Raw genomic sequence first — 16,777 nt, 5'->3', positions numbered from 1 at the left:
GGTCCATCGGTGACAACCCGCGCCGCGACTCCGGTGACAACCCGCGCCGCGACACCGGTGACGACCCGCGCCGCGATTCGTGAGCCACGCCTGCGTGCGACCGTGCGGCGATGGTGGTTGGTCCCGGTCCTCGTCGCCTACGTTGGGCTCGGACTGCGGACCGAAGCGCAGTTTCTCGCGGTCAAGCCGCTGCCGCGTTTTCTGCTGCAGGACTTTCGTCTCTACGAACGGGCGCTCGGTGACGCGCAGAACGGACGCGATCCCTACGCGATCCGCGACATCGGCGCGGCGTTCCTGTATCCGCCGCCGTCGCTGCTGATCGTGCAAGCGTTCGCGCCGATCGCGCCGCTGGTCTTCCAGGCGGTGGTGTTTGCGGCCATCAACACCGTACTGTTGAGCGTGGCGATCAGCATGCTGGCGGCGCGCGCCGGATACCGGTCGCGAACCGTGTGGTGGTGGTACGTGCTGGCGTTGGGGTTCGCTCCCTATCTGGAGTTGCTGCACATCGGCCAGATCAACGTGGTCACCCTGTCCATGCTGTGCTTCGCGCTGTACTGGGAGTCGTCGCGACCCCTGGTTGCGGGTGCATCGCTGGCGCTTGCCATCGCGACGAAGGTGACGCCCGCCGCGCTCCTCGGCTACTTCGCGATCAATCGCAATCGCCGCAATCGGGGGGTGATCGCCGGCGCCGCCGTCGCGCTGTTCGCACTGAGCGCAATCACGATCGCAGCCTATGGCATTCAACCGTTCGTGACTTACGGCGAAGCGTTTCGCGCGCTGACCAACGAGTTTCCGCTCGGGGCCAACTCACAATCGTTCGTGGCCAAGTTGATTCAGTACAACTGGATTGGCGGAGGGAGTGCCGCAACGGTGCAGCGCGTACTGACGGTCTACGTCGCGGTGATGTGGATGGTGAGCGCGTTCGCCGCGCAGCGGACGCGCGATACCGAGCCGCTGCTCATTGTAGTGATCTTCGGGATGACGCTACTGCCCAACGTGCTCTGGTATCATCACTACGTGTTCCTGCTGCCGGCGGTGTTCGTGTGGATGGGCTGGAGCCGATTGCGTCTGCCAGTGGTGTTGTGGTGCATCGCCGGCCTCGCGCTGATTCAGATCGACCGGCGTTTCACGTGCGGCCTGCTGGTCCACGCCTTCGGCCACGCCTCGATCTTGGCGATCGTCGTCTGGCAGGCAGTGCAAGCAATGAACAATCGCGGCCGCTCGCGCGGTTCTGGCGCCGAGGCTTCAGAGTAGCTTGGCGAGATAGGAGTCAGTGTTCGCCCGAATGCGGGCGTGCTTGGTGTTGGGATCTTCTTCGACGATCCGCTCGTCTGGGGTGACCTTGAAGAGCGGCTGGCCTTTGCGCACGACGACGCCGCTCTCGGCGATCAGCATCTCATCGATGGTGCCCGAGAACTGCGCGTAGACTTTGTTGAACATCTTCATCACTTCGATGATGTAGAGCGGATCGCCGCGATCGAAGTGCGCGCCTTTGGTGACGAACGAAGGGAAACCGGGCGCCTCCTGCGAGTAGTAGGTGCCGCCCATGGCGGCGACGATCTCGTCGGCCTTCGTGCTCGGCGGCGGCACGAGTACTTTGCGCATCGCTTCCTGATGGGAGGAGTCGAGCAAGCGCGCCGGGATGGTCACGCTGAGGTCGTCGTTGAGCGTGAGCCCATAGAAATCGACCTTGGCTGCCATCATCGGCAGGACGGCGAGGATTTCGAGGCCGAGTTGGTGCCCGATGTGCGCCGCCCGCACCTTCGGCCACGTCGCCGCGTCGAAGCCGAATGACGGCGCCTCGGCGCGCAGCACGTCGTTCAGTTCCGCCCACGCCATGCCCTTCGGTACGCGCGCGGCGAGCTGCGCATAGAAGGAGAGGGCGGTGGTCAAAAGCTGATGATCGTGGTCCCAAATGCGGTGCGCGGCTGGTTCGCCGTGTTGATCGTCGAGATGGAGCAAGTGATAGGTCGCGGCGAGGATTTCGACCGGATTGCGCTTCCACACCACGCGTCCGCTCGCGATGTCGAAGGCGAGCCGATGCTCGCTGAGCCACGCGGAAAGAAAGTGCGGCTCCTCGATCAACAGCGCGAGTGGTCGTTCGAGCAGCGTCTCCTTTAGCGCGATGACTTGGCCGGTCGCGGCCACGGTGCGGTCGTTGCCGCCGGCAGCGGCGGTGGTCTGGCGCGCGATTTGTTGAAACGCGTAGTCGAAGTCGATTGCTTGCGCTTCGCCGGTGAGCTCACCGATGAGCGTGAGATACGGCACGACGAATTTCGTCGTTGGCTTGGCCCACACGTCGCGGCTGAGAAACCAGGTGGCGATGCCGAACAGAAACTCACGATTGGTGGCGAGATCGATGCCGCGCAAGGTCGTGCGGCGCAGGATCTCAGTGACGCGCGCGAAACTTTCGCGGCGGCTGTCGCCGGTGGCCAGCAGGAGGGCAACGTTGGAGTCATAGGCACCGGCCAACCGGTAGCGCATGAAGAGGTCCGTGTCGGGGTTCTTAATCGAGATCCCTTGATCGTCGCGAATCTCGCCTTCGATGGGGTCGGACCACGAGATGATCACGCCGCCGGCGGCGGGGTTGAGCGCGCGATCGGTGGCGTTGAGACGGACCTCGATGGCGGCTACGTCGCGCTGGACACGTGTCGGTTTGGGCAGGCGCGACCTGTGTTTCGCGACCAGTGCCATGACCTCCACCAGCGAGTGAACATCGAAACAATCGGTCGCGTCACTGGGATTGCTGAAGCGCAACCCGTAACACAGTTCGGAGACGCGGTGCTCGACCTGGATGCGGGTGTTGACCTCCATGAAATAGTGCTGCGCGCCTTCGACGATGCACTCGAAGGTTGAAACCGAATCAAGCTGGACGGCGGCGCCGAACCGCTCGGCTTCCGCTTCCATGCGTTGGAGCACCGCGAGGTCGGACTCCAGCACGCGCGCCTTGCGTGTGTCGCCCGCGGCGCGCGCCTGCGCGATCGCAGCGGTGAGGCCTTCCTGGGTGATCGAGACTTCGACCAGTTTTTGCTCGTGCATTTGCAAGGAGCAGTCACGTCCGCCAAGCGCCACGCACCACTTGCCGTTGCCGAGGATCTGGATCTCGTTGTGACGGGTCTGCTCAACGTTCAACTCGATGAGCATGTTCTTGTTGTCGCCGACGCCGGTGGCTTTGACCTCGTTGAGGACTTCGCGTGCGAGTCCCGGAACAACGTTAGCTTCAGAGAAAATCCGCTGGCCTTTGCCGCCGCCGCCTCCGATGGCCTTCAGGCGGAAGCGCCGGCCGGGATTTTCGGCGATCAACTGCTCGGCCTCGGCGCGGAGTTGCTCGGCCAACTCCTCGACGGTGAACAGATCGAGATGTTTCGCATAGGCGGCGGCGAGTACACAGTCGGCGAGCGCTTCCAGCGCGAGCTTCTGATCGCCCACCTCCGGTACCGTCAGGCCGTTCTGTTTGACGAGCTTGGCGAGCGCGGCCCGATCCGGGTACTTGCGGAGCAACGTGCGAGCGGTTGCGTTGTTCAAGCCCGGCGTCACTGAAACTTGATTCGCGATGGCTGTGCGCTTGGCCTCGTCCTTCGCACCAGCCGCTTCCTGCGTGTGCGAGCCGGGTCCGATGAAGGTGAGGCCGGCGTGTTCGAGGGCGCGGACGAACGATGCGTCCTCGGCCATGAATCCGTAACCTGCGAAGATGTACCGGTAGCCGTGCTCACGGCAGATCGCGATCATTTGGGCGATGCGCTGCTCGCGTTCTTCCTTGGTCGTACCGGTGTAGTCGGGGATCGGATGGACGTTCTTGGGGTCCATGATCCGCAGTTCCGGCGACAACGCGCGTGGGAAAACGATGCTATCGCGTTCGGAGATCAAGATGCCGACGTTGGTCATCCCCATCTCGCGAAAAACATCGATCGCTTCTTTGCGAATTGGACCGCGGCAGACGATGAGCACGCCCATGTCGTCGCAGGCGAATGAACGAATCCATTCGGACGGCGATTGACCCAGCCGGCGGTCGCGATGGATCGCCGGGTTGCGCGTGGTCGGATCGTGCTTGGGCGGCAGCATCAATGAAACTCCCGCTGGATCGACTGCCAGGGACCGGGTTCGTAACGGCGGAGCAGGAACTCGAGGTTGCGTCCCAGCACGGCCCGCAGATCGGTCGGCATCACGATCTCCGAAATTGACCCGAGGCTGAGCGCCTCGCGCGGGTTCATCAGTTCTTTTTCGTAGCGTTGGTTGAACTCCGCTTCTTTGGCGCGCAGCCAATCCGCTACTTCCTTCTGCGCTGCTTCCGCCGCAACCTTCGGCGGGCTGCCGGCTTTGACGCGCGCGGCAATGAGTTCGTCGAGTCGTTGTGCGGCGCTGGCGCGCAGTTCCTGCAGCTCCTTCTTGTACGTGTACTCCTTGCCCGCAGTACCCATGACGGCCACTCGCGTGGTGGGCAGCGCCAGCACGATGTCGGCGCCGACGGCGTAGGAGTTGAACGCCGCGTACGCACCGCCGAAGGCGTTGCGGATGATGAGCAGGATGCGCGGTGTGCGCAGATCGATGATAGCGTCGAGCATCGCGCGGCCGGCTTGCACAATACCGCGGCTCTCTTGATCGCGCCCGGGTAGGAAGCCGGTGGTGTCTTCCATGAAGATGACGGGTACGTTGTAGACGCTGCAGAAGCGCACGAAGCGGGCGATCTTGTAGGCTGCATCGATATCGATCTGACCGCTGGCGACCGCGCTGTTGTTGGCGACGAAGCCGACCACGTTGCCAGCGAGTCGGCCGAATGCGGTGATCGCATTGCGCGCTCGGTCGGGTTGGATTTCGAAGTAGTCGCCGTGGTCGCACACCTGCTGAATGAGAATGGTGACGTCGAGCGGAGTGTTGAAGCCGGTGGGCGAGTTGAACGCCTTACGCAGCAGGGTGTCGATTTCGGTGGTGCGACGATCCATCGGATCGGACGTGCTCTCGAACGGCGGCGCCACCTTGCTGGAGTCCGGCAGGTAGCCGAGCAACCGCTGCGCTGTGCGCAGCGCGGCCACTTCGTCGGCCACGGTGATATCCGAGACGCCGCTTGCGCCGTGGACCTTGGGGCCGCCGAGATCGTCGGGGGTAACGTCTTCGCCCAGCGCGCTCTTGACCACCACCGGGCCGGTGAGGCCGAAGAACGTGTTCGCCGGTTGGATCATGAAACTGCCCTGGCGCGGCAGGTAGGCGCCGCCGCCGGCGTTGAAGCCGAACATGCACATGATGCTCGGCACGACGCCGCTGATCTTGCGCAGCGCGGTGAACGCTTCCGCGTAGCCGTCGAGGCCGCCGATCCCAGCCGGCACGAACGCGCCGGCGCTGTCGTTCATGCCGATCAAGGGAATGCCGCGCTTTCCGGCTAGGTAGATGAGGTTGGCCAACTTGCGTCCGTTGGTCGCGTCCATCGAGCCCGCACGCACCGTAAAGTCGTGGCCGTAGAGCGCAACATCGCGACCGCGAATCTTGACCACCGCGGTGACGATCGACGCGCCGTCGAGGTTGCGACCCCAGTTTTGGTAGAGCACCGCCGGGCGCGAGTCTTTGTCTTGCAAGACGTCGATGCGCTCCCACACGGTCATGCGACCCTTGGCGTGCTGGCGGAGAATCTGCAGCGTGCCGGCGGCGGTGTATGGGCGGCGGCGCAGCTCTTCGGCTTGCAGCAGGGTCTGGTCGTAGGCGCCGGTGGGGTTCGCTTCGGTGGGCGGGTCCGCCGCCGGGCTTGGGTCGGCGAGCGGATTGTCCAGCGTCGGCGTCACCGGGCTGGTCGCCGCTGATTTCTTCTTGCTCTGCGTTGCCATCGTCGATTCCCCGCTCAAAGCGCTGCGTACACAAACTGTAATCCATCGCGGTGTCAAGCACAGGATCAGACCGATCGGACAGATCGGTCCGATCGGTCCGATCACCGCTCTCTCAACCTTGACTTCGTGCCGACCTTTGATAGACCCGGTGCCCGACGCCGCGCGTCGCAAATTCACGCGAATTGCTTAGTCGGATGACTGCTGAATATCTCCCAGTGCTGGTGACGTTCGCGCTCGCGGGGACGGTCGTAGTCGTGATGATTCTGCTCGGCAAGCTGTTGGGGCCGAAGAGTCACAATGCGATCCGGCTCGAGACTTTCGAATGCGGCAACGAATCCAGCGGCCCGGCGTGGGGGCGCTTCTCGGTGAAATTCTACATGACCGCCATCCTCTTCATCGTCTTCGATATCGAGGTGGTGTTCATGTACCCGTGGGCAGTGTTGTTCCGGCGCCTCGGCTGGTTCGGCTTCGGCGAGATGCTGATGTTCATCGGCATCCTCGGATTGGGTTTGCTCTACGTGTGGCGGAAGGGGGCGCTCGAATGGGAATAGCGCCGCTCCTGCCGCGTCTGCTGGAAGTCTTCGGTGAGCGCATCGTGGCGAATCACAGCGACTGTGGCGACGAGACCATCGTCATCCGCCGCGAGGACAGCTTCGAGACCTTCCAACAACTGCGTGATCGGCCGGAGTTCGCCTTCAACTTCCTCATGGACGAGACGGCGGTGGATCGTCTCGGTCAAACCCCGCGCTTCGACTGGGTGTGTCATCTCGTGTCGCTGCAGCACGGATATCGGCTGCGGGTGAAGGTGAGCGTGCCGGAGGAAGATCCGGTGGTTCCGTCGCTGGCGCCGCTGTGGAAGTCGGCGAACTGGATGGAACGCGAAATGTGGGACATGTTTGGGATCCGTTTCTCCGGTCATCCCGATTTGCGCCGTATTCTCATGTATCCCGAGTTCGTTGGCCACCCGCTGCGCAAGGACTATCCCGTCGATAAGCGCCAGCCGCTCATTCCCGAACGCGATCCGATCGCGCAGGATTGGAAGTTCAATGGCTGATCCCGCCCGGCCGTTCGCGCCCGCTGAAATAGATCCGACCGAAGAGATCATGGAGATCCAGATGGGCCCGTCCCATCCGGCGTCCCACGGCACGGTCAAGTTCAACTTGAGGCTCGATGGCGAGGTGGTGGTCGACTGCGATGTTGAGGTCGGGTATCTCCACCGCGCCTTCGAGAAGATGGCGGAGCAGGGGACGTGGACCCAGGTGATCCCCTACACCGACCGGCTCAATTACGCCTCGCCGCTGATCAACAACGTCGGCTACGCGCTGGCGGTCGAGAAGCTGCTCGGCATCGAGGTGCCGCCGCGCTGCCAGTACATCCGCGTCATTATGAGTGAGCTGTCGCGGCTCACCGATCACGAGACCTGTCTCGGCATGGCGGCCACCGAACTGGGAGCCATGACCGTTGGCTTTTTGCTCAACGAGTCGCGCGAACTGGTGTACGACATCGCGGAGGCGGTGACGGGTGCGCGGCTGACCGTGAGCTACACACGAATTGGCGGCGTGACCAACGACTTCCCGCCCGACATCGCGGACAAGATCGCCGCCGCGTTGAAGCATACGCGCGGCATCCTGACCGACTGCGACAAGCTGCTCACGCGCAACCGCATCTTCTATGACCGCATGCGCAATATCGGCACGCTGACGCCAGCCGACGCCATCTCGTACGGCATCACCGGTCCGATGCTGCGTTCGACCGGGGTCAACTACGATGTCCGCAAAGCCCGTCCGTATTCGAGCTACGACCATTTCGATTTCGAAGTGCCGCTGGGCAGTAACGGCGACAACTACGATCGCTTCTTGGTGCGCGTGGCCGAGATGGAGCAGAGCATGCGCATCATCGAGCAGGCGCTCAAGAATCTGCCCGACGGGCCGATCCGCATCACCGACCCGCGGATCACGCTGCCGGAGAAGCGCGACGTGTACAGTAACATCGAGGGCTTGATGAATCATTTCAAGCTGATCATGGAAGGCATCAAGGTGCCGCGCGGCGAGGCCTATCAAGCGGTAGAAGGCGCCAACGGCGAGTTGGGATTCTACGTTGTGAGCGACGGCAGCGGGCGGCCGTATCGTGTGCGCGTTCGCCCACCGTGCTTCTTGGCCATGGGCGCTCTCGGGTCGCTGCTCAAGGGCGGCATGATTTCCGACATCGTGCCGACCTTCGGCATGCTCAACATGATCGGGGGCGAGTGCGATCGCTAGCGCTCTGCCATCAATCGAATTTCCAGCGTCAACTATGGCCGTAGAGTTTTCCGCCGCTGCGCGGCAAGAGTTTGAAGCGTACCTCACGCGTTACCCGACCAAACGGGCGGCGATCATGCCGACGCTGTGGCTAGCGCAGCGCGAGTTCGGATACCTGAGTCATGAGACACTGGCGTACGTGGCGTCGTTGATCAACGAGTCGCCGGCGTTCGTCGCGTCCGTCGCGTCGTTTTATACGATGTACTACAAGCAGCCGATGGGGAGGCACCACGTGCAGGTGTGTACGAACCTGTCGTGTGCGCTGCGTGGATCGGATCGCATCGTTGAAGCGTGCGAACGCCGGCTCGGCATCGGCGTGGGCCAGACGACGCCGGATGGGAAGTTCTCGCTCGATGAAGTCGAATGCCTGGCGTCGTGCGGCACGGCGCCGATGATGCAGATCAACGACGACTATTGGGAGAACCTGACTCCCGAAGGCACGCTCGAACTGATCGAGCGGCTCGCGCGCGATTGAACCGGCGTGCGCGGACGGCACCAGAGAGCATATGGCACTTGAGATCGGGATCGCTGCGATCAAAGCGCTGGTCGTGTTGCTGATGGTGTTGCAGCTCGCCGGGACGCTCGGCTGGGTCGAGCGCAAGGGCAGCGCCCTCATCCAAGATCGCATCGGGTCCAACCGCGCCGCGGTGTTCGGCTTCGCCGGCGCGGGTTTGGTCAACACCCTAATGTGCGACCCGCTCAAGTTCATTACCAAGGAAGATGTCGTGCCGGCCGGGGCCGATCGCTTGCTGCACTTCTTGGCGCCGTGCGTGAATCTCTTCCCCGCGCTGGTTGCCTTCGCCGTGATTCCGTTCGGCGATGTGCTGCAGATCGGCGAGCAGACCGTCAATTTGCAAGTGGCGCCGCTCAACGTCGGCGTGCTGTACGTGTTGGCAATGGTGTCGCTCGGTGTCTACGGCGTGGTGTTGGGCGGCTGGGCGTCGAACAACCGCTGGTCGCTGCTGGGCGGCATTCGCGGCTCGGCGCAGATGATCTCCTACGAATTGGCCGTCGGTCTCGCCGTCGTATCGATGGTGATGACGTATGGCTCGCTGGATTTGCAAGCGATGGCGCGGGCGCAAGGCGGCGTGTTGGCGTCGTGGCTACCGCTGCCCGCATGGGGCATCTTCTATCAGCCGCTCGCGTTTCTGGTGTTCCTCTGCGGGGGCATCGCCGAGAGCAAGCGGGTGCCGTTCGATCTCCCCGAGGCCGAATCGGAACTGGTGAGCGGCTACTTCACCGAATATTCCGGCGTGAAGCATCTCATGTTCTTCATGACTGACTTCATCGAAATCATCATCGTCAGCGGCATGGTGGCCACGCTCTTCTTCGGCGGTTGGCAGGTGCCGTTCCTGGCGCGCGACGGATTCCATCTCGGCGGCGGCATGATCGCACTGCCACAAATCGTGGTGGTGCTGCTGCAACTGCTTTCGTTCACCGTGAAGGTGCTGTTCTTCTGTTGGCTGCAGATCATGATCCGCTGGACGCTGCCGCGCTTTCGCTACGACCAGTTGATGCGGTTGGGATGGAAGGGGCTGCTGCCGTTGGCGTTGGCCAACGTGGTGCTGACGGCGGCGATCATTCTGGCGGTGCATTCCTGAGATGAGCTTGCCGCTCTTCCTCATTCTCGCCGGGCTGCTGGTGATCAGCGCACTCGGCGTGATCCTGCAACGCAATCCCGTGCGCAGCGCGATGTCGCTGGTCTGCACGTTGTTTCTGCTGGCCGTCGTCTTCGTGCTCCTGGATGCGCATTTGGTCGCGCTCCTGCAGATCATCGTCTATGCCGGCGCAATCATGGTGCTGTTCCTGTTCGTCATCATGCTGCTGAACTTGCAGAGCGAGCCGCGCGAAACTGGTCGCGTCGGCTTCCGGCTCGTGGCCGCGTTGGCGGGTTCGTTCCTCGCCTTGGAGGTGATTCAGCTCACACGCGCGAAAGGAACGGTGGCCGGGCTCGGCATGAGCGGCGCGGTCGCCGAGGGCTTCGGTCAGACCGAAAGCCTCGGCGAGCGTCTGTTCACTCACTACTTGCTGCCGTTCGAGATCACCTCGGTGCTCCTGCTGGTCGCCGTCATCGGCGCCGTGGTGCTGGCGAAACGCCACGTGAGTTGAGCGCGATGGTTCCGGTTACCTACTATCTGGTGTTGAGCGCCCTCTTGTTCGCGATCGGTGCGGTGGGCGTACTGATCCGGCGCAACGTCATTGTCATTTTCATGTCGATCGAACTCATGCTCAACGCCGTCAACCTATCGTTTGTCGCCTTCGCCCGCCAATGGCACTCGATGGATGGGCAGGTGATCGTGTTCTTCGTGATGACCGTGGCGGCGGCCGAGGCGGCCGTCGGGCTCGCGATCATCATCTCGATGTTTCGCGGGCGTGAGACCACCAACGTCGATGACCTCAACTTGTTGCGTTGGTAGCGATGCACGACACCGTCACCGCAAATTACCTCTGGCTGATTCCAGCGCTGCCGCTGCTCGGCGTGCTGATCGACCTGACGTTCGGACAACGCGCCGGTCGGGGCTTCGTGTCACTGATCGCGCCGGGGATGGTGATCGCGGCGTTTGGTGTGAGCGTGACCGCCTTCGCGACGCTGCTCGGCCTACCCGAGGGCACCGCGCTGCTCGACAACGTCTATCCGTGGATCAGCGCCGGCTCGTTGCATCTCGATGTCGCGTTCCGGGCCGACGCGCTGTCGGCGGTGATGATCCTGGTGGTCACCGGTGTCGGCTCGCTGATTCACATCTACTCGGTCGGCTACATGGCGCACGAGGACGACTTCGCGCGCTACTTCACGTATCTCAACCTGTTCACCTTCGCGATGTTGGTGCTAGTCCTGGCCGACAATCTGCCGCTGCTCTTCGTTGGCTGGGAAGGCGTTGGGCTGTGTTCATACCTGTTGATCGGCTTCTGGTACGACAAGGACGAGAACGCCAGCGCCGGAAAGAAGGCGTTCATCGTCAACCGCATCGGTGACGCGGGTTTCTTGCTCGGGCTATTTCTGCTGTTTTGGAACCTGGGCGCGGGGCCGCACACGCTGGCATTCAGCGAAGTCGCCGCGCACGTGAAGCAGATCCCGCTCGGCGTCGTGACGGCGATTGCATTGTTGATGTTCGTCGGTGCCACCGGCAAATCGGCGCAGTTACCGCTCTACGTGTGGTTGCCCGATGCGATGGCGGGTCCGACTCCCGTCAGTGCGTTGATCCATGCAGCGACGATGGTGACGGCGGGCGTGTACATGATCGCCCGGCTCAACTTCCTCTACGTGCTGACGCCAACGGCGCTGGCGGTGGTGGCGTGGATCGGTGCCTTGACGGCATTGATCGCGGCGACCATCGGCTTGGCGCAAAACGACATCAAGAAGGTGCTGGCGTACTCGACCATCAGCCAACTCGGTTACATGTTCCTCGGGGTCGGGGTCGGCGCCTTCAGCGCCGGGGTCTTCCACTTGATGACGCACGCGTTCTTCAAAGCGCTGCTGTTCCTCGGCGCTGGCAGCGTGATCCACGGGATGAGCGGCGAGCAGGATATGCAGAAGATGGGCGGGCTGCGCCGTCATATGCCGATCACATTCGGGACGTTCTTCATCGCCAACCTCGCGATCGCGGGCATTCCGGGCTTCGCCGGCTTCTTCAGCAAGGACGAGATTCTGTTGCGCGCGTTCACCAGCGAGAACGGCAGTGCCGCGCTGTGGCTGATCGGCGCGGTCGGCGCCGGCCTCACGGCGTTCTACATGTACCGGCTCCTGTTCCTGACGTTTTACGGCGAATGCCGCGCCGACAAGGAAGTCGCGCATCACATCCATGAGTCGCCGAACTCGATGACGATTCCGCTGGTGGTGCTGGCGGCGCTGTCGATCGTCGGCGGCTGGATCGGCATGCCGGCGCATTGGTTGTGGGGGAATCAGTTCGAACACTTTCTCGCGCCGGTCTTCGGCCATGGTGAGGTCGAGCACGTCAGTGCTGCTCTTGAGTACGGATTGATGGCTGCGTCGGTTGTGATCGCCTTGCTTGGGATCGCGATCGCGTACTTCTTCTACATCGTGCAGCCGGGCATGCCGATGCTGATCGCGTGGCGCGCTGGCCGGCTCTACGATCTCGTGTTCAACAAGTACTACGTCGACGAGTTGTACGATGCGGTCGTAGTGCAACCGATCCAGCGCGGGTCGACGTGGCTCTGGCGGGTCTGGGACGCCACCGTCATCGACGGGCTGGTCAACGGCGCGGCCGAAACCGTCGCCGCCAACAGCAGCCTGTGGCGCCGCGTGCAGACCGGCAACGTGCAGCACTACGCGCTGTCGTTCCTGATCGGCGCGGTGGTGATCATCGGGTACTACGTGTGGCGGTGATTCGGCGATGATCCCATGCTGACGCTGATTGTCTTCACTCCCCTGCTCGCGGGCGTGTTCGTGCTCTGCATGCAGCGCGAGCAGCTCAACGCCATCCGCCGCGCGGCCTTCTTCCTGTCGCTGATCCCGTTCGCCTTGTCGCTCGACATGCTGTTGGGGTTCGATGCGACCAACGGCGGCATGCAGTTCGTCGAGTCGTTCGCCTGGATCCCGCAGTTCAACATTCGCTATCAGGTTGGCGTCGACGGACTGAGTTTGTGGCTGGTGCTGCTGACGACGTTCCTGACTCCGCTGGTGCTATTGGCCGCACGAAGCGACGTTCACAAGCGGCTCAAGGAATACATGTTCTTCATGTTGGCGCTGGAAACCGGGATGCTCGGTGCCTTCGTCGCCCTCGATCTGTTTCTGTTCTACGTGTTCTGGGAAGTGATGCTCGTGCCGATGTACTTCCTCATCGGTGTGTGGGGCGGCGCACGGCGGATCTACGCGGCGATCAAGTTCGTGCTCTTCACCATGGTCGGCGGCCTGCTGATGTTGGTGGCGATTCTGTACCTCGCCACGCACGCGCAGGCGGGGCAACCTTCATTCGACCTGTTGCATCTCTATGATGTGAGCCTGCCGATGGAGGCGCAACGTTGGCTGTTCGCGGCGTTCGCGCTGGCCTTCGCGATTAAGGTGCCGATGTTCCCGCTGCACACCTGGTTGCCCGACGCGCACGTGGAGGCGCCGACCGGTGGCTCGGTGATCCTCGCCGGCATTTTGCTCAAGCTCGGCACCTACGGCTTCCTGCGCTTTGCGATTCCCTTGTTCCCAGTGGCGGCGGCGGAAGCGACTCCGTACATCGCCACGCTGGCCGTGATCGGCATCGTCTACGGTGCGCTGGTGGCGATGGTGCAACCGGATCTGAAGAAGCTGGTGGCGTATTCCTCGGTGAGCCATCTCGGCTTCGTCATGCTCGGATTGTTCGCGCTCAATCCGCAAGGCGTGATGGGCGGCATCTATCAGATGCTCAACCACGGCCTGTCGACCGGCGCGCTGTTCTTGCTCGTCGGCGTCCTGTACGAGCGTCGCCACACGCGACTGATCGCCGAGTTCGGCGGCTTGTGGAAGCAAATGCCGAAGTATGCCGTGTGCTTTCTGATCGTGATGCTGTCGTCGATCGGGTTGCCCGGACTCAACGGCTTCGTCGGCGAGTTTCTGATTCTGATGGGCGCCTTCAAGGCGCAGCCGTGGTTGGCCGCGGTCGCCACCAGCGGCGTGGTCTTGGGTGCCGTCTACATGCTGTGGATGTTCCAGCGGGTGATGTTCGGTCCGTTGACGAATCCCGCCAACGCCACGCTCCCGGATCTCTCCAGCGTCGAGCGCGCGGTGTTGATTCCGCTGCTGGTGATGATCGTGCTGATGGGAGTGTATCCCGCGCCGTTCCTTAGCCGCATGGAGCCGGCGGTGACCGCGTATCTGGCGCGCATCGAGAAAAAGATGGCAGCGGTCGACGCCCCAAGCGCGATGTTCGCCAAAGGAGCGGTGGACCCGTGACCGCCACGTCGATGATCGCGGCGACGCCCGTCGCGTGGCTGGTGCTGTTGCCGGTGTTGTTGCTCACCGGCACCGCGCTGCTGGTGATGGTGACGGATCTGTGGATGGAAGGACCGGATCGCGACGGACTCGGCTGGCTGGGCATTGTCGGGCTCGCCGTCACTGCCGTGGCCTCGATCACGCTGTGGAACCAAGGCGAGACCGGCTTCGGCGGCATGATGTCCGTCGATCGCTACGCGCTGTTCTTCAATCTGATCTTCTGCCTCGCCGCCGGTCTGACGCTGCTGATGTCGATGAGTTACCTCGAACTCACCGACATCCGGGTGGGCGACTACTACACGCTCATTTTGTTCGCGACCGTCGGCATGATGGTGATGGCGGCAGCGACGGATCTGATCGTCATCTTTCTCGGCCTGGAAGTGATGTCGATCGCGGTCTACGTACTCGCCGGCATTTGGCGGCGGCAACTGCGCTCGACCGAAGCGGCGCTGAAATACTTCTTGCTCGGCGCGTTCGCCACCGGCTTTCTGCTGTTCGGGATCGCGATGCTCTATGGCGCGACCGGATCGACGACGCTCAACGTCATTGCCGGTCATCTTGCGAAGGCCGGCGGTGAGCAGCGCATGCTCGCGACCATTGGGATGGCGCTGTTGCTGATCGGCTTCGGGTTCAAAGTGGCGGCGGTGCCGTTTCATGCGTGGACCCCCGATGTCTACGAGGGCGCGCCGACGTCGATCACGGCGCTGATGGCCGTGGGCGTGAAAGCCGCCGCCTTTGCCGCGTTCACCCGCGTGTTCCTGCACGGCCTCGCCGGGCTCAGCGGCGATTGGAGCGTGGTGCTGTGGGGACTCGCGGTGCTGACGATGACGGTCGGCAACGTGGTCGCGGTGTTGCAACAGAACATCAAGCGCATGCTGGCCTACTCGAGCATCGCGCACGCCGGCTATCTGCTGGTCGGCATGGTCGCGAACGGCGAGAACGGCGGCAGCGCGGTGTTGTTCTACTTGCTCGGGTACGCGCTGATGAACCTCGGAGCATTCGCCGTCGTCATGGCGTTGGGCAAGCGCGGTGAACCTAACGAGCGTCTCGAAGACTATGCGGGCGTCGGCTTCCGCCATCCGTTTCTCGGCTTCGCGATGGCGATCTTCATGCTGTCGCTGGCTGGCGTGCCGCCGCTGGTTGGGTTTGCCGGTAAGTTCTACCTGTTCGCCGCGGCGGTAAAGTCCGGCTACATCGGACTGGCCGTCATCGGTGTGCTCAATAGCGTGGTGTCGATGTACTACTACGTCGGCGTGCTGGTGCAGATGTACATGACTGAAGGCTCCGCCGATGTGCCGAGTCCAACCACGCGCCCGTATCTGTTGGCAACCATGCTGGTCACGGTGATCGCGACGATCCTGCTCGGCGTGTTCCCGTCCGGCGCCTACGAGTTCGCGCGGCAAGCGTTCCTGTCGCTCGGCTGATCTCGTTTAGACTCACTGAGACGAGCGACGGATTGTCCTCGATATCGGCGTGGTCTCGCTGCGAGCGACCATAGCCGATATCGCCCGCTCGATTTGTGCGATTCCTTTTTGACCAAGCCCGTTTGCGGCGTGTCACGGTTACGGGAAACCCTCTAGATTCGTCATATCAGTGCCTCCCGCCTCACATCCGACAGAATTGATCCGAAAGCACTTCGCTGGTGGTGGGCATCTGGTACGGCAGTTGCGTTACCAACCGTTCGAAACCAATGGGCCGACTTTAGGACACCCAGAGAGTGGTCGCAGTGAGAACGACCAGCCCAGAACCCAGTGATCCGACCGTAGGAGTCGCAGCATGAAGCCGATCAGCGTTTCGTGGAGAAGGACCGAATGACCCGGTCTCGGTAGCGAACGCATAGCACAATGGCCAAAGACCCCGGTATCGAGACTCCTGCGCGAATCATGCGCATCGCCGTTGGCCGCGGGAACCTGGAATGACCCCGAAGCGATCGTCGCCATCTCCGAATGAGGCCGCGTCCAACCGGATGAATCCCACGCGTCATGCTGGCAGCCGGCGGTTCGTTCCTCGCTTCGGCACCAACGTGGAGCGCATCCGGATGAGGTTGATGCTCCCGATGGGGCTGGCAATCTGCCTGTCGCTGAGCGCGTTCCTCTTCGCGTTCCATCAGGATCAGCGGCGCAGAAGTGCTGCAGACATCGTCCGCTCTACACGAGAGGTGAGCAATCTCTTGCAAGCCGAGATGCAGCAGAGCGCCTCAGTAATGAGCACGGTCCTGCAGGTGCTCATGCGCGACCAGACGTTGGAAGGCGCCTTCCGACGGCACGACCGGGCCGCTGTACTGGACCGAGTCCAGGCAATGTTCGACGAGCTGTCGCAGCGGCACAAGATCACGCATCTCTACTTTCACACTCCCGATCGGGTCAACTTTCTCCGCGCGCACAAGCCTGACCGCTTCGGCGATACGATCGATCGATTCACCACACTGGAGGCGGAGCGCACGGGGAGACCCGTCTCAGGCATCGAGCGGGGACCTATCGGTACGTTCGTGCAGCGCGTTGTCTTTCCTTGGTTCAGCGCCGGCGAGCTCCTCGGTTACGTCGAACTGGGAAAGGAATTCGCGGACATCGCCCAACAGCTGCATGGCAAGCTGGACGTAGACATCATTGTCGCCGTCGACAAGAAGTTCCTCGATCGAGACCAATGGGAGCGTGGGCTCAAGACCTCTGACAGACACGCCGCGTGGGAGCAGTTCCCCTCCGTCGTGATCATGGACAAGACCATCGATCACATTCCGGAGGCCATAG

General features: G+C 62.6%; 13 protein-coding genes. 11 read left to right on the top strand and 2 right to left on the bottom strand.

The features are described 5' to 3' along the window. Positions 1 to 9 precede the first annotated feature (9 nt). Positions 10 to 1,254, top strand: coding sequence for a DUF2029 domain-containing protein (locus tag HYR72_25890; protein MBI1818429.1), 1,245 nt, complete (start codon positions 10 to 12; stop codon positions 1,252 to 1,254). Here HYR72_25890 and HYR72_25885 read toward each other — a convergent pair. Continuing rightward, entirely contained in the window at positions 1,246 to 4,062 is a 2,817-nt protein-coding gene (locus HYR72_25885; protein ID MBI1818428.1) for a biotin carboxylase, read from the bottom strand. The two genes, HYR72_25890 and HYR72_25885, sit on opposite strands and share 9 nt — an antisense overlap. After that, the gene (locus tag HYR72_25880; GenBank protein MBI1818427.1) at positions 4,062 to 5,813 is read right to left on the bottom strand and encodes an acetyl-CoA carboxylase carboxyltransferase subunit; all 1,752 of its coding nucleotides are present in this window, start codon (positions 5,811 to 5,813) and stop codon (positions 4,062 to 4,064) included. Before HYR72_25880 ends, HYR72_25885 begins: the two co-directional genes overlap by 1 nt. Before the next feature lie 194 nt (positions 5,814 to 6,007). Between HYR72_25880 and ndhC the strand changes: the two genes are divergently transcribed. The 10 genes from ndhC to HYR72_25830 are packed head-to-tail and all read left to right on the top strand — an operon-like array spanning position 6,008 to position 15,454. Continuing rightward, positions 6,008 to 6,364 carry an NADH-quinone oxidoreductase subunit A gene (gene ndhC, locus HYR72_25875; GenBank protein MBI1818426.1) on the top strand — a complete coding sequence of 119 codons (357 nt, stop codon included), beginning with the start codon at positions 6,008 to 6,010 and terminating at the stop codon, positions 6,362 to 6,364. Next, positions 6,355 to 6,867, top strand: coding sequence for an NADH-quinone oxidoreductase subunit C (locus tag HYR72_25870; protein MBI1818425.1), 513 nt, complete (start codon positions 6,355 to 6,357; stop codon positions 6,865 to 6,867). Before ndhC ends, HYR72_25870 begins: the two co-directional genes overlap by 10 nt. Further along, positions 6,860 to 8,071, top strand: a complete 1,212-nt coding sequence (locus tag HYR72_25865; GenBank protein ID MBI1818424.1) for an NADH-quinone oxidoreductase subunit D — start codon at positions 6,860 to 6,862, stop codon at positions 8,069 to 8,071. The genes HYR72_25870 and HYR72_25865 overlap by 8 nt, the downstream gene beginning before the upstream one ends. 34 nt (positions 8,072 to 8,105) lie before the next feature. Then, a complete protein-coding gene (locus HYR72_25860) occupies positions 8,106 to 8,585 on the top strand; it encodes an NAD(P)H-dependent oxidoreductase subunit E (GenBank protein ID MBI1818423.1) in 480 nt (159 codons plus the stop codon). 31 nt (positions 8,586 to 8,616) lie between these two features. Next, positions 8,617 to 9,711 (top strand): NADH-quinone oxidoreductase subunit H, encoded by a 1,095-nt coding sequence (locus HYR72_25855; protein ID MBI1818422.1) that lies wholly within the window; start codon positions 8,617 to 8,619, stop codon positions 9,709 to 9,711. A 1-nt stretch (position 9,712) separates the two neighbouring features. Then, positions 9,713 to 10,219: an NADH-quinone oxidoreductase subunit J gene (locus HYR72_25850; protein MBI1818421.1), complete on the top strand. Its 507-nt coding sequence runs from the start codon at positions 9,713 to 9,715 to the stop codon at positions 10,217 to 10,219. Positions 10,220 to 10,224: 5 nt separating this feature from the next. Further along, entirely contained in the window at positions 10,225 to 10,527 is a 303-nt protein-coding gene (gene nuoK, locus HYR72_25845) for an NADH-quinone oxidoreductase subunit NuoK (GenBank protein ID MBI1818420.1), read from the top strand. 2 nt (positions 10,528 to 10,529) lie between these two features. Further along, a complete protein-coding gene (nuoL, locus tag HYR72_25840; protein ID MBI1818419.1) occupies positions 10,530 to 12,455 on the top strand; it encodes an NADH-quinone oxidoreductase subunit L in 1,926 nt (641 codons plus the stop codon). Between the two features lie 15 nt (positions 12,456 to 12,470). After that, positions 12,471 to 13,991: an NADH-quinone oxidoreductase subunit M gene (locus tag HYR72_25835; GenBank protein ID MBI1818418.1), complete on the top strand. Its 1,521-nt coding sequence runs from the start codon at positions 12,471 to 12,473 to the stop codon at positions 13,989 to 13,991. Positions 13,992 to 14,002: 11 nt separating this feature from the next. After that, on the top strand, positions 14,003 to 15,454 hold the full coding sequence (locus HYR72_25830) for an NADH-quinone oxidoreductase subunit N (protein ID MBI1818417.1): 1,452 nt from the start codon (positions 14,003 to 14,005) through the stop codon (positions 15,452 to 15,454). Positions 15,455 to 16,777 lie beyond the last annotated feature (1,323 nt).

The organism is Deltaproteobacteria bacterium (genome assembly GCA_016178705.1).
Classification (GTDB): domain Bacteria; phylum Desulfobacterota; class Binatia; order HRBIN30; family JACQVA1; genus JACOST01.
The sequence above is the reverse complement of the archived record's forward strand: the minus strand, read 5'-3'. Positions and strand labels throughout refer to the sequence as shown.

Excerpts from the sequence above, each read along its gene's own strand:
- HYR72_25885 (MBI1818428.1), bottom strand. The coding sequence starts at position 4,062 with ATGCTGCCGCCCAAGCACGATCCGACCACGCGCAACCCGGCGATCCAT.
- HYR72_25880 (MBI1818427.1), bottom strand. The coding sequence starts at position 5,813 with ATGGCAACGCAGAGCAAGAAGAAATCAGCGGCGACCAGCCCGGTGACG.
- ndhC (MBI1818426.1), top strand. The coding sequence starts at position 6,008 with ATGACTGCTGAATATCTCCCAGTGCTGGTGACGTTCGCGCTCGCGGGG.
- HYR72_25870 (MBI1818425.1), top strand. The coding sequence starts at position 6,355 with ATGGGAATAGCGCCGCTCCTGCCGCGTCTGCTGGAAGTCTTCGGTGAG.
- HYR72_25865 (MBI1818424.1), top strand. The coding sequence starts at position 6,860 with ATGGCTGATCCCGCCCGGCCGTTCGCGCCCGCTGAAATAGATCCGACC.
- HYR72_25860 (MBI1818423.1), top strand. The coding sequence starts at position 8,106 with ATGGCCGTAGAGTTTTCCGCCGCTGCGCGGCAAGAGTTTGAAGCGTAC.
- HYR72_25855 (MBI1818422.1), top strand. The coding sequence starts at position 8,617 with ATGGCACTTGAGATCGGGATCGCTGCGATCAAAGCGCTGGTCGTGTTG.
- HYR72_25850 (MBI1818421.1), top strand. The coding sequence starts at position 9,713 with ATGAGCTTGCCGCTCTTCCTCATTCTCGCCGGGCTGCTGGTGATCAGC.
- nuoK (MBI1818420.1), top strand. The coding sequence starts at position 10,225 with ATGGTTCCGGTTACCTACTATCTGGTGTTGAGCGCCCTCTTGTTCGCG.
- nuoL (MBI1818419.1), top strand. The coding sequence starts at position 10,530 with ATGCACGACACCGTCACCGCAAATTACCTCTGGCTGATTCCAGCGCTG.
- HYR72_25835 (MBI1818418.1), top strand. The coding sequence starts at position 12,471 with ATGCTGACGCTGATTGTCTTCACTCCCCTGCTCGCGGGCGTGTTCGTG.
- HYR72_25830 (MBI1818417.1), top strand. The coding sequence starts at position 14,003 with ATGATCGCGGCGACGCCCGTCGCGTGGCTGGTGCTGTTGCCGGTGTTG.